Here is a 15,025-nt window from a genome sequence, read left to right on the forward strand (position 1 = left end):
GCCTGCGGCGGCTGAACCAGCGGATGGAACCGATGGCCCTGCGGGCCACGGCTCACCCGCCGCCCCGTTAGCTGGCCAGGAAAACAGCTGTTCACAACACACTAAACAGGAGGTGCAATATGGAAAAGGCGGAACTGAAGAGTTTCGGAAAGCCAGATGAGGTTCGAGAATTTCCAAAGGGCCGTCTGGAACTGATCAAGATCGGCGGAGCGACGGTGGGCCGCGCCATCTTCGAGCCGGGGTGGAGATGGGCGACCTCGGTCCAGCCCCTGGCGAACACCAAGAGCTGCGAAGCTCCACACTTTCAGTATCACGTGTCAGGAGTGCTGAAGATCCGAATGGATGACGGCGCCGAGTTTGAGTGCCGCCCGGGAGACGTCTCGCTCCTTCCATCGGGTCACGATGCGTGGGTCATCGGCGATGAACCTGCGGTCGTCGTGGACTTCCAGGGAATGATTGACTACGCGAAGACCCGGTAGAATGCAGATCAGTTTTCGTATATAGCGCATAGCACCCGCTAACAACCGGTTGCAGCGGACGGTCCGCTATGCGGCCCGCCGCTGAACCGGACCGTTCACCCGACCGCACGCGGTTGGGTGAACGGGGCGGCGGGTGAGCCGCGCTGGTTGCAGCCGCCTGCGGCGGCTGAACCAGCGGATGGAACCGATGGCCTTGCGGGCCACGGCTCACCCGCCGCCCCGTTCGGCGCAACTCTTGAAGCCACACAGCAGAATAGAATGGAGTGAAGAAAGATGGCGAGAGCCTTTAACGTTATTATCGAACGTGACTCTGAAGGTTACTATGTGGCCACTGTCCCTGAATTGCCTGGCTGTCATACACAAGCCAAATCGCTGGATACGTTGATGAAACGCATTCAAGAAGCGATTGAGTTATGCCTGGAAGTCGAAGGCGAAACAGTCTCGCCTCCAGAATTCATAGGCGTTCAACGTATCTTGGTTGAAGCATGACGAAACTGCCACGCATCAAAGGACAGGAACTCATTGCTGCGTTACGCAGGGCTGGTTTTGAAGTGATCCGTGTCAAAAGGAGTCATTACTTTTTACGGCATCCTGACGGGCGGTGTACAGTCGTTCCTACTTCATCGCGGAGAAACGATTGGCCCAGGATTGATGTCCAAGATTCTGCGCGACTGCGAGATGAGAAGTGATGAGTTGCTATAGTTTTGCATTTTTAAATGGCTCGGCGAGCCACAGCAAGAAAGGAGCCGGATGAATAACCCGACTGAGACAAGCCGGTTAAACGATCAGCCGAAACAGCTCCTGGGGGACAGTGGGCGAATTTGGCAAGTCCGCTCCAGCCGCGGAAGTGTGAAAAATCCGCCCGATCAGGAGCCGGCGCACCGCCCGACTGAGGTTGGTCAAGCTCAGGGGGGCGGTCGGGTGGTGACTCTGGAGCCAGTCGGCCGGGGGATGGTAAAGCAGCACCAGCCGCCACAGACAGAAGCTGATCAGGGCCAGGCCGACAAAGCGGGACAGGGCCAAGCCGCTGGTACATTGATAATCGCCCAACCCGAAGTGCTGCTTCAAATCGCGGATGGCCAGTTCCAGCGGGAAGCGCCGGGCATAGAGATGGATGATCTGTGGCGGCGACAAGGTCAAGTCGGTCGACAGCAGAATCAGCGGCTCGGCCACCATCTGGATGACCACCACCCGGACCTTCTGCGTCACGTCGGTGATCCACAGGTCGCGGGTCACCACCGGATGGGTCTGCGCCTGGCCCGAGACGGTGACCGTGACCAAGTCGGTGGGGAACGCCAGCAGCAAGTCGGCCAGCTTCCAGCGGCGGCCTTTCCGGGGTTTGGTCGGTTTGCGGGTGCGCTTCTTCGGGCCGGGCGGTGGCGGCCCTTCCGGTTCGGGATCGTCCCAGCCGACGGCATCCCGGCGCATGCGGGTGATGACGTGCACCGGCAACGAGAGCGTCCAGTTGAGGAACGGGGCCTTGCAGAAATAGGCGTCGGGCACCACCCGCAGTGGCACCCGACCCAGCATCTGGTGCAACTGGGCCAGCAGCGGACAGACCGCGTCCCAGAACGTCATGGCTCGAGCCACCCCCTGCGGATTGACAATGAAGCCCAATGGATGGCTCTGGCCGGGAATCAGATTGGCCAGCAGCGGCCAGCACAAGGACGTGTCCGTCCCGGCCACCAGCATCGCCCCCATCAAGCCGACCAACGCCCAATGATGCCCCACCAGATACGTCCCCTCGGGATTGCCGTTGTGATCGTGCCACGTCTGCACACCGGGCATCCGGCCTTTGACCTTGGCGATCAAGGTCGTATCGACCCAGGCCAGATAGGCACCTTCCATCAGCAGGTGCGGCCCCAGTCGCTGTTGGATCAGCCCCAGCACCCGGTCTCGAACCTGGTTCAGCTCCCACTGCGCCTGCGACAGGAACCGTTCCCAACTGCTGACATGCCGGTTGACAAAAAAGCAGACCCGCGCCACATTGGTGACGCATTTGCGCGTCTGGCCCAACAACATCATGGCCAACACGAATCCGCGAAAATACACAAAATGGTTGGCCGAAAAGACTGGAGCCAACTGCCCCAGATATGTGATAATCATGGCCGGAAAGAGTGTATCCATCGGTTCTCCTCCTTGTTATGTCAATCTCTTGAGGAGAACCTTGATACCTCTTTCCGGCCCTTCTTTCAACTGAAAACTTCATGGTTATCCTAAAAAAGTGCAAAAGTATAGTTTTGAAGAGCCTTTGATTTTGTAAATTGTGTGGCATACTTTGCTTGTCTGCGATTCGGACAGCAATTTTTGCGTCGCGTACACTCGCAAAAAAACTTAGACTTTTCAAACAGAAAATGGTTATTGGATTATCCGAGTGTTGTTTGTCTGCGATTTAATGTTTTCTCTTTTGCATTTTTCAAAATTTTTTTCATTCCTGTCATTAAAAATAATTCCCAATCGTCTTTATTAACTTATAATCGGAACACAACTTTAGGTACTCCTGGAGAACAAGCATGTCAAGTGACCTCGGAAGCTGGAATGAGCCAGTCGGCCGCGCGTCGTTGCATGGCCGCCCGGGCCTGAGGGTCCGGGTGGAGGTGGATGGGCCGCCAGATGTAGTCGCGGTAGGACCAGACGTGATCGGCCAAGCCGAGAGCCATGGCCGGGGCGCAGGGTCGCCCCGCCTGACGCAGGCGGCGGTGCGGCATCAGGAAGTTGTACAGGTCCACCAGCAGCCACAGCCGAGCCTGATGGCGCGACCAGCAGAGCAACAGACAGCGGCGGCGGCGCAACGGGGCACACAGGCCGCACACGGTGGCATACCACCGTTCTTGAAACGCGATTTGGATCTTGGTGCCCAAGCCCCGGCGAGCCAGTTCCTGGAAAAACCGGCGGGGACCGCCAAAGACCACGCGGGTCGTCACCTTGACCACCCGACCGGCCTGGTTGCGGACCTTGACCACCGGCCCATAAAACAGGTTCTCCGGGGCCACCAAGCGGGGCTTGGGATGGCGGCCTCGCGAGCCACGGCGGCGCCGACGGTAGACCCGCTCCAGGACGTGCAACAAGGCTGGCTTATACACTTTCCAGCCATCAGTCAAAAACAGCGGCACCGACTTGAGCCGGGCCACCACCTGAGCGATCAAGTGGGCGGCAGTCTCTGGACTGCGCGGGCCACAGACAACCCACAAGATGAACTGACTGCTCATAGCCAAGGCGCTGAAAATCCACGCCGCTCGGTGTCGCCTCAACTTCGAGTGCATCTCGTCCCGTTGCACCCCCGCCACCTCCACCTCTCGCACCACCTGCTCATGATGTTCTTGCGCTCGCGCCGCCGACACCCGCTGGAACCGACGCACCGTCTTCGGATCCACCTGACCAATATCGGCGGTCCCCTCATCACAACCCCCCCAGCGTTGGCATCTGAGCAACCGCTCCACCGTCTCTTCCGGCAGCTTGGTCTTGTCCATGAGCGTGCCGCGTCGTTCGGAAAACTCGGTTTTACACACTTGGCACTTCACCCACTCAAGGTCCTTGTGTTTCCCACTCCAAGCGCGATGTCTAATGTTGCCCTGACCCGGCTGGTTGAACAACCGACACATTGGATTGGGACAACCCAACCAGTTATACTGGTCAGGGGCTGGCTCAGGCATATTCATTATTTTGGTCCTCCTTCAACCAAAAGTCGGACCATAATGATGCCTGAGCTAGCCCAATTTCTTCATCTTATCCCATGTAATTTTCATCCAGGACTACCCAACTTTAAAAGCCCCAAAATTCATGCCGCGTGAACGCTTTAGCTCTTTGTTTGCAAACGAAGCGGAAAGTGAAATCATTCCGCAGGCTGAATTGCGGCTGGCGATGACCGAAACAACTAATCTCGAAGAACAAATCGAACAAATTTTTGAAGCCTTGCGGATGCCGGTTTATCAGTATTTATTGTCGGTTTTTGCCGAGCCTACCGAAGCCGAAGACCTCACGCAAGAGGCTTTTTTTCAGCTTTATAAAACATTGCTCAAAGGGCAAGAAATCAACAATGTCAGGTTCTGGATTTTCCGCGTCGCGCACAATTTGGCGGTTGACAAAAGAAAGCATCAGCAGTTTGTCTCGGCTTTGCGGGCTGATAATTGGGAAGAGGTCGAAAAAATTATTCCCGACGGTTCGCCGAATCCCGAACAGATTTTTCTGGAGCGTGAAAAATTTGAACGGATTTTCAACGGTTTGAAGCGGCTGACGTTGAATGAAAGACAATGTTTGTATTTGCGGGCGGAAGGTTTTCGTTACAAGGAAATTGCGGAAATTATGAAAGTCGGAGTGCCGACGGTGGGCGAATATTTGCGGCGCAGTATCAAGAAATTAGGGGGAAACGGCGGTGAATGAACGTCTCGGGAAAGTGAAATTTATCAACCATCATCTGACCGGAGAAACGATGTTGATGCTCGTTGACGGCGAGCTGTCTGTCAAAGAAGCCGCAACTGCCCGCGTGCATCTGGAAATCTGCTGGACGTGCCGCCGCGAGTTGGAAAAGATCGAGGAAACGATCTCGCTCTTTGTCGAGTTCAGAAAGAATATCCAGATCCCGCTGCAAACCCCGCCGCCGAAGAACTGGGGCGGATTCCGCCCGAAACTCCTGAAAATAAAGGAAAGCCTGAAGCCGCGAAGGCGTTGCTTCGATCTGTCTGACCTATCGCCCTTTCAGCTGCGCATGGGCATCGCTTCGATTGCCGCGATTTTGATTCTGGCGTTGTTCTGGCAGTTGATTTCGGTGCGATCGGTTTCGGCACGCGAGATTTTGGATAGAGGGGCCGCGCGGCAAAACGAAAAACTGAATGCGGTAAATCAACCGGTTGTCTATCAAAAATTAAAGGTTCGCGTTGAAAACTCGAGGACGCTTGACTGGGAAGTTTGGAACGATAAGGAAAATCGGCGTGCGAAGCAGGTTATCGGCGGAAGCATGCCGAAAGAAAGTGCCGACATTTTGCAGGAATTGAGTGAAATTCTGCAGAAAAACAAGATGAATCCGGTCAGCCCGCTGTCGCCCGAATCCTTCAGGGCGTGGCACGCTTCGCTGGAAAGTAAAACGGACGAAATTATCGAAGGCGATGACCTCACGCTCAAAACGATAAATCACAATCTGACTTTTGAAGGACAAATAAGCGAAGCAATTATCAAATTCCGGAAAGCCGATTTTCACCCGTTTGAGCAAATCCTGAAGGTGCGAACCGCAAGCGGCGAAAGGCAGTTTGAGATTGCCGAGGTGAATTTTGAGATAGTCGGGCTGCAAACGCTGAAACCGAACTTTTTTGAAGAAACGCCCGTTTCAAATGCAATTGTCAAAGTAACGAAAACCGAGCCTTCGCCCGAAGAGAACGAAACTCCCGAGTCGGGAGGAACCTCCGCAGCGTCGGCTGACACAAATGCGGAGAGACCTTCGCCCAAAAACGTCGAGTCGCCGAAGCAAATCGCAGATGCGAATTTGGAAGTCGAAGTTTTGCAAATCCTGAGTAACGCGAAGGCGGATCTGGGCGAAGATATTTCGGTCAAACGCGAGGGCGGCGCGCTCTACGTTCGCGGGCTTGTCGAAACCGCCGAACGCAAAAGCGAAATTTTGAATGCTTTGCAACGGGTGCGGCAAAATCCGGCGGTGAGAATCGAAATTCAAACCGTTGCCGAAGCTGTCGCCAAGAACAAAAATCAGACCAAGCCGTCAACGGTTGACAATCTGGAAACAAAAAATCTGGCGACTGCCGTGGAAAATGAGTTGGTGAGAAAGCTCGGCAGCGAAGCGGAAGCGAGACGCTTTGCCACGCGAACGGTCAATCGCTCAAACCAGGCAATGAGCCACGTTTACGCTCTTCGGCGATTGGTACGGCAATTTTCGCCCGCGGAAATCAAAAATCTTTCGCCGGAAGCAAGATCGAAGTGGCTTAATTTGATAACCTCGCACGCCCGAAATTTTGTTGCGGCAAACGCGGCACTTTACCAGGATTTGGACGGCGTGTTTGATGCTCCGACGGTTTCCGGGGCCGGCGGCGTGGAAATCAATAGTGCCGATGATTTGCCGCGGGCGATTGAAAGTTTGTTTGCAATCGCATCGGGCAGTGACCGTGTGATTCGCTCCGCGATGACCATTTCGGCAAGCGACACACAGTTTTCGGCTCTGAGGTCGGCTCAATTTTGGCAAGGGCTGAAAAATGCCGAAGCCTTAGCAAACAGAATTGCGGCACTGAAATAATTTGTTGATTTTGAATAAGGAAGGAAAAAGCAATGCTGAAGAGAATAATCAGAGTAGTTTCGTTGTCGGTTGTCTTAACCTCTGGCGTGCTCGGTCAAACCTCGACGGCAACCTTGAGCGGAACAGTTACGGACAACAACGATGCGGCAATCGTCGGTGCAACGGTTACGATTGTCAACACCGAAACCGGCATTAAAAGAACGGTCGTTACCAACGACAGCGGCGGTTTTACGATTCCGTTGCTGCAACCGAGCAGATATCTCCTGACGGTCGAGGCCGCGAACTTTGCTCCGTTTGAAGCGACTGATTTAGTGCTGAATACCAACGACAACCGCTTTCTCAACATCCGCTTGAAAGCGGGGCAAATCAAGGAAAGTATTACGGTCGAAGCCAGCACCGTCGAAGTTGACATGAGTCCGGCAGTAGCGACAACCGTTGACCAAAATTTGGTTGACCGCATTCCGCTTAACGGGCGAACGGTGCAGAATCTGGTTGCCCTGACGCCTGGAGCAGTTACTTTCCAGCCAAACGGCCAGACCAACGTTGGACAAATCAGCGTCAACGGTCTTCGCACGACGCAGAACTACATGACGATTGACGGCGTGAGTGCGAATCTGTATGTCGGAACCAGTCTGACCGGTGTCGGGCAGGCGAACGGAAACATCCCCGGCTTCAGCCAACTCGGAACGACGAGCAATCTGGTGTCGGTTGATGCCTTGCAGGAGTTCAAGGTGCAGACATCGAACTATTCGGCTGAATACGGCAGAACTCCCGGTGCGCAGATTCAAATGACGACCCGCTCCGGCACGAATAAATACCACGACACGCTCTTTGAATACTTCCGCAACGAAAAACTCGATGCCAACGACTGGTTCGCCAACGCCAACCGCCTGGCACGCTCGCCGCTCAGACATAACAATTTCGGCGGCACGTTTAGCGGTCCGCTTCCGTTGCCGAATTTCGGCGAAGGCGGTCTCGTCTTTAACAGCGGCAAAGACAGAACGTTCTTCTTCTTCAGCTATGAAGGCTTAAGGGTTCGTCTGCCGCAGGTGGCCGATACGACCGTGGTCTCAAATTTTGTCCGCAACAATGCCTTTCCGGCAATTCGTTTTTTGTTCTCGGCATTCCCACGACCGACAGGGCCGGACAATCCCGATCAGCTGACCGCACCTTTTGTGGCGGGTTATTCAAATCCGCAATCGCAGGACAGCACTTCCATCAGAATTGACCACAACATCACGAAACAAATCACACTTTTCGGACGATACAGCCAATCGCCTCAAGAGAGCGTTTCGCTGCTTCCCTCAACCAGCCTGGCAACTTCGCAGGAGGGCGACACACGCACGTTGACGATTGGTTTGAATGCGGCCTTCAGTTCGAACTTTACCAACGAATTCCGATTTAATTGGAGCCGAAACATTGCCATCAATCAGACGCAATTCCGATCGTTTCAGGGAACTACCCAGCCCGACAAAAGCCTCTGGATCTTCCCGCCTCTGACCTCGAACTCATTCGTCTCTTACGTGTTTCCCTCTGGCATCGTCCAGCAAAATCCCGCCGGACGCGGAGAACGCCGTCAGATCAACATTGCCAACACCTCAACCTGGGTTCTGGGCAGCCACATGATCAAATTCGGTGCTGACTATCGAACCTCCCCGGCACGACAGGAGTTGCCCGATTATTTGTTCAGCCCCAATTTTTTCAACCTTGCCTCCATTCTGAGCGGACAGGCATTTGTCGTTTATATCATTAACAATCCCCGCTTCACGGAGTTTTTGTGGAAGAGTTTTGGGTCGTTTATACAGGACACCTGGCGTGTAAGTAACCGTCTGACGCTCGATGTCGGACTTCGTTGGGAGGTGAATCCGCCGCCTGACCTGAATCCGGCGCGGCGTTTGGCGGTCCTTGATTTCGTCAACCCGATACGTTTCGCACCTGAGGGGACGAAGTTGTTTCCGACTGTTTGGAACGGATTTGCCCCCCGATTCGGCACGGCCTACCAAATGTTTTCCAAATCCGGCTGGGAAACTGTCGTCCGCGGCGGATACGGTTTGTTCTACGATCTCGCCAGCGGTTCGGCGGGTACGGTGACCGGTGCCTATTTTCCTTCAACGGCAAGCACATTCCTGGCGAACGTGCAGTTCCCGTTTGCCCCGAGCGTGTTGGTACCGCCTACGATCGTTACCACGCCGCCTTATCCGTTCGGGAATTTCCTGACGAAATATGATGACGGCTTCGTCCTGCCGAGAGTCCATCAATGGAATCTTTCAATAGAGCAAGGCTTAGGCAATGGACAGACCCTGAGTGTTTCATACGTCGGAAATGCCGGCCGCAGACTACTGCGCTTAGCCGCCATCGGCCCGATCATAAGAGCCTATCCGATTCCCTCGCCGGATTTCGCTCCCGGAACCACTTTCTTCATGATGTCAAACCGTGAAGGCAGGGCAGACAGCTCAGACTATAACGGGATGCAGGTGCAGTTCACTCGCCGGGGCAAAAATATAAGTGCTCTCGTCAACTACACCTGGTCGCATGCCATCGATACGAGCTCAAACCATACAAGTCAGACCTCAACACACTTCTCTGTTGATCCGCGACTTGATCGAGCGGATTCGCTGTTTGACCGCAGACACGCTTTGAGTGCGGCAATGACGTGGAATCTGCCTTCGGTGCCGAAAACTTTCAACCGCATTCTGCATGCCATCACCGCCGGCTGGGGGTTGGATGCGATATTTCAATTCCAAACGTCATATCCGCTGATAATCGGCTATCAGGATACAACGATCAACAATAACCTGAGCCAGGCCTTCCTCCGTCCGGACCGTGTGCCGGGACAGCCACTCTGGATACCCTCGAGCGGACCGAAGGGGAAGGTTCTGAATCCGGCGGCGTTCTCGATCCCGACAGGCCCGTCGAGACAGGGAACATTGCCCCGAAATTCCATCCGTGTCGATTCGCTGTGGCAGCCCGACATAGCGCTGAGCCGTACATTTGCGTTCGGCGAACGGGTTAGACTAAAACTGAAAGGCGAGGTATTCAACTTCGTCAATCATCCGATGTTTGCAGAGCCGAACAATATTTTGGGCAATAAGAATGCTTCCGGAATAACGTTGTCTCCGACATTCGGACAGTTTACCTCGATGCTTAACCGTACGCCGTCTGTAGAAGGCATTCAACTCAGCTCGATTTACGCTCCGGGCGGACCGCGTTCGATTCAATTGAGTTTCAGGTTGTCATTCTAGCGGCAGAGGGGCGGCTTCTGCCCGCTGTCTGAAAACTGAACGACGTTCGGCTTACGCGATTATTTTGAAGATCCTGATCGAGCTTTGCGTTCTTTGCAGCTTTGCAGGAGAAATATCACGCAAAGACGCAAAGAATGCTAAAGATGCGGGGAAGAAGTAGTAAATTTGAACACGCCGGAAAATTAAAGAAGTAGTTACTAAATTATCCCGATTGTCGTTTCGCGTAATCGGCGGCAATGGGGTTTTATACAACCGAATCATCGGAATTCAGCGTTATCCAACGCCGTCACAATCAGCGTTATTCAAAAACCAATCGCAATCTTATTGTTTCTCAGTCTTTTGCTGCCAAATCTGGCATTCGTCGGCTTTGCCCAGACCGTCAAACTATCTGAAGGCATTACGAAGGGAAATTCCATCGAGGGCATCAACGAATACCGTTTGCCAAACGGTTTGCAGGTTCTACTTTTGCCCGACCAGTCAAGCCAAAACGTGACGGTGAATATCGTCTATCGCGTCGGTTCACGGCACGAAGGCAACGGCGAAACGGGCATGGCCCATCTTCTCGAGCATCTGCTTTTCAAGGGAACGCCGAAATATGAAAACATTCCGAACGAGCTGTCAAAACGAGGAATGTCGTCAAACGCAACTACTTCGTTCGACCGCACGAATTATTTTGCGACCTTTGCTCCGACGGGTGACAACCTCGAATTTTATCTCGACCTCGAAGCCGACCGGATGCTGAATTCCTACGTTGCAAAAAAAGACCTCGATTCGGAGATGACCGTCGTCCGCAACGAAATGGAAAGCGGCGAGAACAATCCGTTGCGAATTCTACTGCAAAGATTATTTGCGACGGCTTACGAATGGCACAATTACGGGAAGTCAACCATCGGGGCGAGGTCTGATGTCGAAAATGTCAGGATCGAAAATCTGCAAGCCTTCTACCGCAAGTTTTATCAGCCTGACAATGCAACTCTAATCATCGGCGGGAGGGTTGACGAAGCGAAAACGCTGCAACTCATCAAGGACAAATTCGGCGTTTTGCCGAAACCGACGCGGAAGCTTGAACCGACCTGGACGGCTGACCCACCGCAGGACGGCGAGCGAAAGGTAATTATCCGCCGCGTTGGAGGCGAACAACTCATTTTCGTCCGCGAGATCGGGGTTGCGTACGCGAAGGCCGGGAGCCCTCTCCAGGCCCTAGCCAACCTGGACCCTCCGGTACCGGTGTTGCATTTGTATGCTCAGCCAGACGATCCGGGAATCTCGCTGCACAGCGGTCGTTCAGCGCCACCCATCTGTGGTTCCACGTGTCGAAGCTAGAAGCGCGTAGCCACTTCCCGATGTATGAAGTGCCGGACGAGATGACGGTGGCTATTGAGAGATTTGTAGCGTGATTCATGTTATCAGCGCCTAACAACAGCATGCAGCGGACGGCGCTTTGCGCCACTCCGCTGCGCAGGTGAAGCGCCACCCGTTAGGCATCAATGCCCATAACAAAGGTACTCATGAAAACTAGCTTTCCTGTTCTCATCTGCGTAGGCTATCTAATCGCATTTGCGGTGTCCTTTAATCCCGCTTCAACGCCGACACACCGATGGATCGTTCAACCGACTGCCAGTCTTTCGACACCTCGCGCAGCACATAAGGTTACGGCTATTTCTTCGGATGCTGTTCTGGTGACCGGCGGATGCAGCGGCCCCGGGTGTACCCGGGTTGAACGCTCTGCCGAGCTGCTCTATTTCAACAAGGGGAGTTCGGTAGCAACACAACTGATGCGCCTGCCGCGGGTGTCTCACGTTGCTGCACCGTTGAAGGGCGGCAGAGTTTTGGTTGCCGGAGGATGGACTGGAGATTCCACAACCGCTTCCGCCGAGATATTTGATCCACGGACACGCTCGTTCCTGCCTACGAAGCCGATGGCGACACCGAGAATGGACGCAACGGCGACATCTCTGTTGAATGGATCGGTGTTGATTGCTGGTGGTGCAACGAGCACCAATCATCCTGTGCGTGAAGCAGAGGTCTTTGACCCAGAGAAAGGCCAGTTCGTACCAGTAGGACACATGCATGAGGCGAGAGCACATCATGCCGCAGTTCGCTTGAATGACGGACGCGTCTTGGTCATTGGTGGTCTGCGTGGGCGCAATCAGGCGACCGCTTCCGTCGAGATCTTCGACCCAGCCACAAGGAGATTTGCCATGACGGGATCACTGCGTCAGGCAAGATGCAAGCATGGCGCGGTGCTACTCAAGGATGGGCGGGTAATGGTGATCGGAGGATCAAGCGATTGTGACGAGCAGCGTCGCATTACAGAGACGGAGATATTTGATCCACAGACGGGACGATTTTCATCAGGACCCGCGCTGTTGACGCCGCGGTACAAGATAGTTGATGCATTGACCATTCTGCCTTCCGGGCATGTGGTTGTTGCAGGAGATGCTCACGATGTCGAGGTGTGGACACCAGGCACGTCAACCTTTGCTCGGGCAAGCGGAAGTATTGGGGATCGCCTTGCCTTCAGTTCGGCGGTTCTTTTGCCAAACGCGACAGTTCTCGTCATTGGCGGCTACGACAACGACATTCGGCCGACCGCACGGGCGTGGCTGGTCAGTCGCATAAGGTCTACTGACAATCGGAACTGATGGCTAACAATTCGTTCAAGCCGCCGCCGCTTCGCGGCTCACCCGCCGCCCCGTTAGCCTGCGTCTCATAGTTCGAATGGTGTGTTGATGGAGAATAAGAGAGTATGAGTACAATCACAATCACCTTATCCAAAGACCAATCGCAGCAATTGCAAGAAATCGCTTTGCGTTTTCAGGTTGCTCCTGAAGAGTTGGTACGAGCCAGCATTGAAGAGTTGCTCGCTCGTCCTCAAGAAGATTTCCAAAAGGCATTGGAGTATGTGCTGCGGAAGAATGCTGAACCTTACCGACGGTTAGCATAATGCGCTATCTGACCCTCAGCGAGATTCTCGAAATCCATCGTCGCGTGATGCAACAATCAGGCGGCATAGGGGGCATTCGGGATTTAGGAGCTTTGGAGTCGGCGATAGCGCAACCACGCATGACTTTTGGAGGTGAAGAGCTTGACCCGACGATTGTCGAAAAGACAGCGGCGCTCGGTTTCCCTCTCATTCAAAACCGCCTCGGCTTTCCAACACTGCGGCGCTGGTTCTGGAGGGTTTTGAGTGAAAAGGGTTTTTCACAGCCGCGTTGGAGCTGGGGCGCTCACGCGAGAGCGTTGAGAGGCTGCTCGCGGTCGGTGGTCTGCGCCTAACATGAGGCGTTGATCGCTGAAAGCTAGCAACTCGACGTGAAACATGCTATGCTGGAGAACGAAAAGAGGCTCGTATGGAAGCACAAATAAACCAGGCTCAGCTTAAAGAACTGCTCAAAGCTGCCATCGTTGAAGTCCTCGAAGAACGACGCGACTTGATCAGCGACCTCATCGAAGAGGTGTTGGAGGATGTGGCGCTGGCCCGCGCCATTGAAGAAGGCGAAAGCACTGGCATCGTGAGTCGGGATGAGGTCTTTAAACTTCTCGAGGGGCAAGAGTGAAAGCCCAATTCAAAGCCAGTTTTGCAAGAGACTTGCAGAGTATCAGAGAGAAGGCTACGTTAAAGCGCATCCAGGAAGCTATTGAGCAGGTGGAGCAAGCCCGGAGCCTGCAGGAGATTACGAATCTGAAGAAACTAAAGGGAGGGGGAAACTACTATCGTATCAGAATTGGAGAATATCGAATCGGAATCATCGTTGAGGGTGACGCGATCACATTCGTGCGATGCCTTCATAGAAAAGAAATCTATAGGTATTTCCCGTAAGCCGCCTAACACCGGGATGGAGCCGACTCGCTGCCGCTTGCGGTTCACTCCTATCGTTCACCCGACCGCCGGCGGTCGGGTGAACGGGGCGGCGGGTGAGCCGCGCTGGTTGCAGCCGCCTGCGGCGGCTGAACCAGCGGATGGAACCGATGGCCCTGCGGGCTACGGCTCACCCGCCGCCCCGTTAGGCCGGTAAGCATTGCGAAAGTGATTTCTACGGGAGAGCCGCTAATTGTACTCTCTGCCAAAGTGATGATCGCTAAACCGGTCGCGACGGGCACACGCATTACGGTTGAACTCACTCTGGGAAAACTGGCGGCAGGGGAAATCATCGAACGCATTCTTGATGCTCATCCGCGACTAATGTGCGAAGCAGTGCTAACAGCGATTACCTTTGTTGAAGAAGCCTCGTGCCAACGGTCTCAACAAAGGCCATGTTTGATGAAGCAGCATGGCGAGCAACAGCAGAACGTTCCAGGCAAGCAGTCTCCGATTTTCTGATGGCATTTGGGATTCCTCACGTTACGCTCATTTCTGCTGAGCCGCGCAAGCGGGGCATGACAACGTTGCTAGACGTGCAACGTCTGGCCGCTCACGCAGCAAACGTCGCGCATTGAAGATGCGCCAAGCCTGGGCGTGTTTGCAAACGCATGGCTGTGTGGTTGATGATTCATCAGGTTGTGGCGCACTTGGACAACCCGGCTTCGCGCAACCAAATGAGACGCGTATAGCACGAGCGAGCGTCTCACAGCATGCTCACAGCAGCTAAGTAGGTGGACAAAAGTTCTGGGACATTTTGGGGGAAGTTTTAGAGTGCGGTGACGTTTCACCGCTTTCCGGCCAAGGCGGCGACACGTCGCAGCACTCCAAAAACGGCACGAACTTTTGTCACGTTACTTTGCATCATGCCACGACTTTCAGCGTCACGGCCAAGCCATCGCCCGATCATTTCGGCGCCATGCGCAATGCGCCATCCAGACGGATCACTTCGCCGTTGAGCATTTCATTCTCGATGATGTGTTTGACCAATGCGGCATATTCCGCTGGGCGGCCCAGGCGTGGCGGAAATGGCACTTGCTGAGCGAGCGACTCGCGGGCCGGTTCCGGCAAGCCAGCGAGCAACGGTGTATCGAAAATGCCCGGCGCGATTGTCACGACGCGAATTCCTATTCGCGCCAGGTCACGCGCCACCGGCAGCGTCATGCCGACAATGCCGCCTTTGGAGGCTGAGTACGCAGCCTGCCCG

13 protein-coding genes and 3 pseudogenes are annotated in these 15,025 nt (G+C 54.4%); 13 read left to right on the top strand and 3 right to left on the bottom strand.

The genetic code is table 11. The features are described 5' to 3' along the window. Positions 1-119 precede the first annotated feature (119 nt). The 3 genes and pseudogenes from NZ823_15330 (at position 120) to NZ823_15340 (ending at position 1,181) form a co-directional block, all read left to right on the top strand. Positions 120-479 (top strand): cupin domain-containing protein, encoded by a 360-nt coding sequence (locus tag NZ823_15330; GenBank protein ID MCS6806502.1) that lies wholly within the window; start codon positions 120-122, stop codon positions 477-479. 273 nt (positions 480-752) lie between these two features. Then, positions 753-968, top strand: a complete 216-nt coding sequence (locus NZ823_15335) for a type II toxin-antitoxin system HicB family antitoxin (protein ID MCS6806503.1) — start codon at positions 753-755, stop codon at positions 966-968. Beyond that, positions 965-1,181: pseudogene (locus NZ823_15340) on the top strand (type II toxin-antitoxin system HicA family toxin). Before NZ823_15335 ends, NZ823_15340 begins: the two are co-directional and overlap by 4 nt. Before the next feature lie 75 nt (positions 1,182-1,256). On the opposite strand, the gene NZ823_15345 reads toward NZ823_15340, so the two are convergent. Both NZ823_15345 and NZ823_15350 read right to left on the bottom strand, forming a co-directional pair. Continuing rightward, positions 1,257-2,606, bottom strand: coding sequence for a transposase (locus NZ823_15345; protein MCS6806504.1), 1,350 nt, complete (start codon positions 2,604-2,606; stop codon positions 1,257-1,259). Between the two features lie 389 nt (positions 2,607-2,995). After that, positions 2,996-4,138 (bottom strand): hypothetical protein, encoded by a 1,143-nt coding sequence (locus tag NZ823_15350; GenBank protein ID MCS6806505.1) that lies wholly within the window; start codon positions 4,136-4,138, stop codon positions 2,996-2,998. 121 nt (positions 4,139-4,259) lie between these two features. Between NZ823_15350 and NZ823_15355 the strand changes: the two genes are divergently transcribed. The 10 genes and pseudogenes from NZ823_15355 (at position 4,260) to NZ823_15400 (ending at position 14,280) form a co-directional block, all read left to right on the top strand. Next, a complete protein-coding gene (locus tag NZ823_15355) occupies positions 4,260-4,859 on the top strand; it encodes a sigma-70 family RNA polymerase sigma factor (protein ID MCS6806506.1) in 600 nt (199 codons plus the stop codon). Continuing rightward, a complete protein-coding gene (locus NZ823_15360) occupies positions 4,852-6,714 on the top strand; it encodes a hypothetical protein (protein MCS6806507.1) in 1,863 nt (620 codons plus the stop codon). Before NZ823_15355 ends, NZ823_15360 begins: the two co-directional genes overlap by 8 nt. 32 nt (positions 6,715-6,746) lie before the next feature. Then, on the top strand, positions 6,747-9,956 hold the full coding sequence (locus NZ823_15365; GenBank protein MCS6806508.1) for a carboxypeptidase regulatory-like domain-containing protein: 3,210 nt from the start codon (positions 6,747-6,749) through the stop codon (positions 9,954-9,956). 351 nt (positions 9,957-10,307) lie between these two features. Then, a pseudogene (locus tag NZ823_15370) lies at positions 10,308-11,102 on the top strand (insulinase family protein). 362 nt (positions 11,103-11,464) lie between these two features. Further along, positions 11,465-12,601 (top strand): hypothetical protein, encoded by a 1,137-nt coding sequence (locus tag NZ823_15375; protein MCS6806509.1) that lies wholly within the window; start codon positions 11,465-11,467, stop codon positions 12,599-12,601. Positions 12,602-12,705: 104 nt separating this feature from the next. After that, positions 12,706-12,903, top strand: coding sequence for a DNA-binding protein (locus tag NZ823_15380; protein ID MCS6806510.1), 198 nt, complete (start codon positions 12,706-12,708; stop codon positions 12,901-12,903). Beyond that, a pseudogene (locus NZ823_15385) lies at positions 12,903-13,100 on the top strand (Fic family protein). Before NZ823_15380 ends, NZ823_15385 begins: the two are co-directional and overlap by 1 nt. A gap of 209 nt (positions 13,101-13,309) precedes the next feature. Continuing rightward, positions 13,310-13,516: a hypothetical protein gene (locus tag NZ823_15390; protein MCS6806511.1), complete on the top strand. Its 207-nt coding sequence runs from the start codon at positions 13,310-13,312 to the stop codon at positions 13,514-13,516. Then, positions 13,513-13,779, top strand: coding sequence for a type II toxin-antitoxin system RelE/ParE family toxin (locus NZ823_15395; protein MCS6806512.1), 267 nt, complete (start codon positions 13,513-13,515; stop codon positions 13,777-13,779). The genes NZ823_15390 and NZ823_15395 overlap by 4 nt, the downstream gene beginning before the upstream one ends. Before the next feature lie 210 nt (positions 13,780-13,989). Beyond that, positions 13,990-14,280 (top strand): DUF433 domain-containing protein, encoded by a 291-nt coding sequence (locus NZ823_15400; GenBank protein MCS6806513.1) that lies wholly within the window; start codon positions 13,990-13,992, stop codon positions 14,278-14,280. Positions 14,281-14,724: 444 nt separating this feature from the next. On the opposite strand, the gene NZ823_15405 is transcribed toward NZ823_15400, so the two are convergent. Continuing rightward, the coding region (locus NZ823_15405) for an SDR family oxidoreductase (protein ID MCS6806514.1) at positions 14,725-15,025 on the bottom strand (301 nt) is incomplete at its 5' end.

The sequence above is a fragment of the Blastocatellia bacterium genome, assembly GCA_025054955.1.
Classification (GTDB): domain Bacteria; phylum Acidobacteriota; class Blastocatellia; order HR10; family J050; genus JANWZE01.

Coding starts and splice junctions, on each gene's coding strand:
- NZ823_15330 (MCS6806502.1), top strand. CDS start 120: ATGGAAAAGGCGGAACTGAAGAGTTTCGGAAAGCCAGATGAGGTTCGA.
- NZ823_15335 (MCS6806503.1), top strand. CDS start 753: ATGGCGAGAGCCTTTAACGTTATTATCGAACGTGACTCTGAAGGTTAC.
- NZ823_15345 (MCS6806504.1), bottom strand. CDS start 2,606: ATGGATACACTCTTTCCGGCCATGATTATCACATATCTGGGGCAGTTG.
- NZ823_15350 (MCS6806505.1), bottom strand. CDS start 4,138: ATGAATATGCCTGAGCCAGCCCCTGACCAGTATAACTGGTTGGGTTGT.
- NZ823_15355 (MCS6806506.1), top strand. CDS start 4,260: ATGCCGCGTGAACGCTTTAGCTCTTTGTTTGCAAACGAAGCGGAAAGT.
- NZ823_15365 (MCS6806508.1), top strand. CDS start 6,747: ATGCTGAAGAGAATAATCAGAGTAGTTTCGTTGTCGGTTGTCTTAACC.
- NZ823_15375 (MCS6806509.1), top strand. CDS start 11,465: ATGAAAACTAGCTTTCCTGTTCTCATCTGCGTAGGCTATCTAATCGCA.
- NZ823_15380 (MCS6806510.1), top strand. CDS start 12,706: ATGAGTACAATCACAATCACCTTATCCAAAGACCAATCGCAGCAATTG.
- NZ823_15390 (MCS6806511.1), top strand. CDS start 13,310: ATGGAAGCACAAATAAACCAGGCTCAGCTTAAAGAACTGCTCAAAGCT.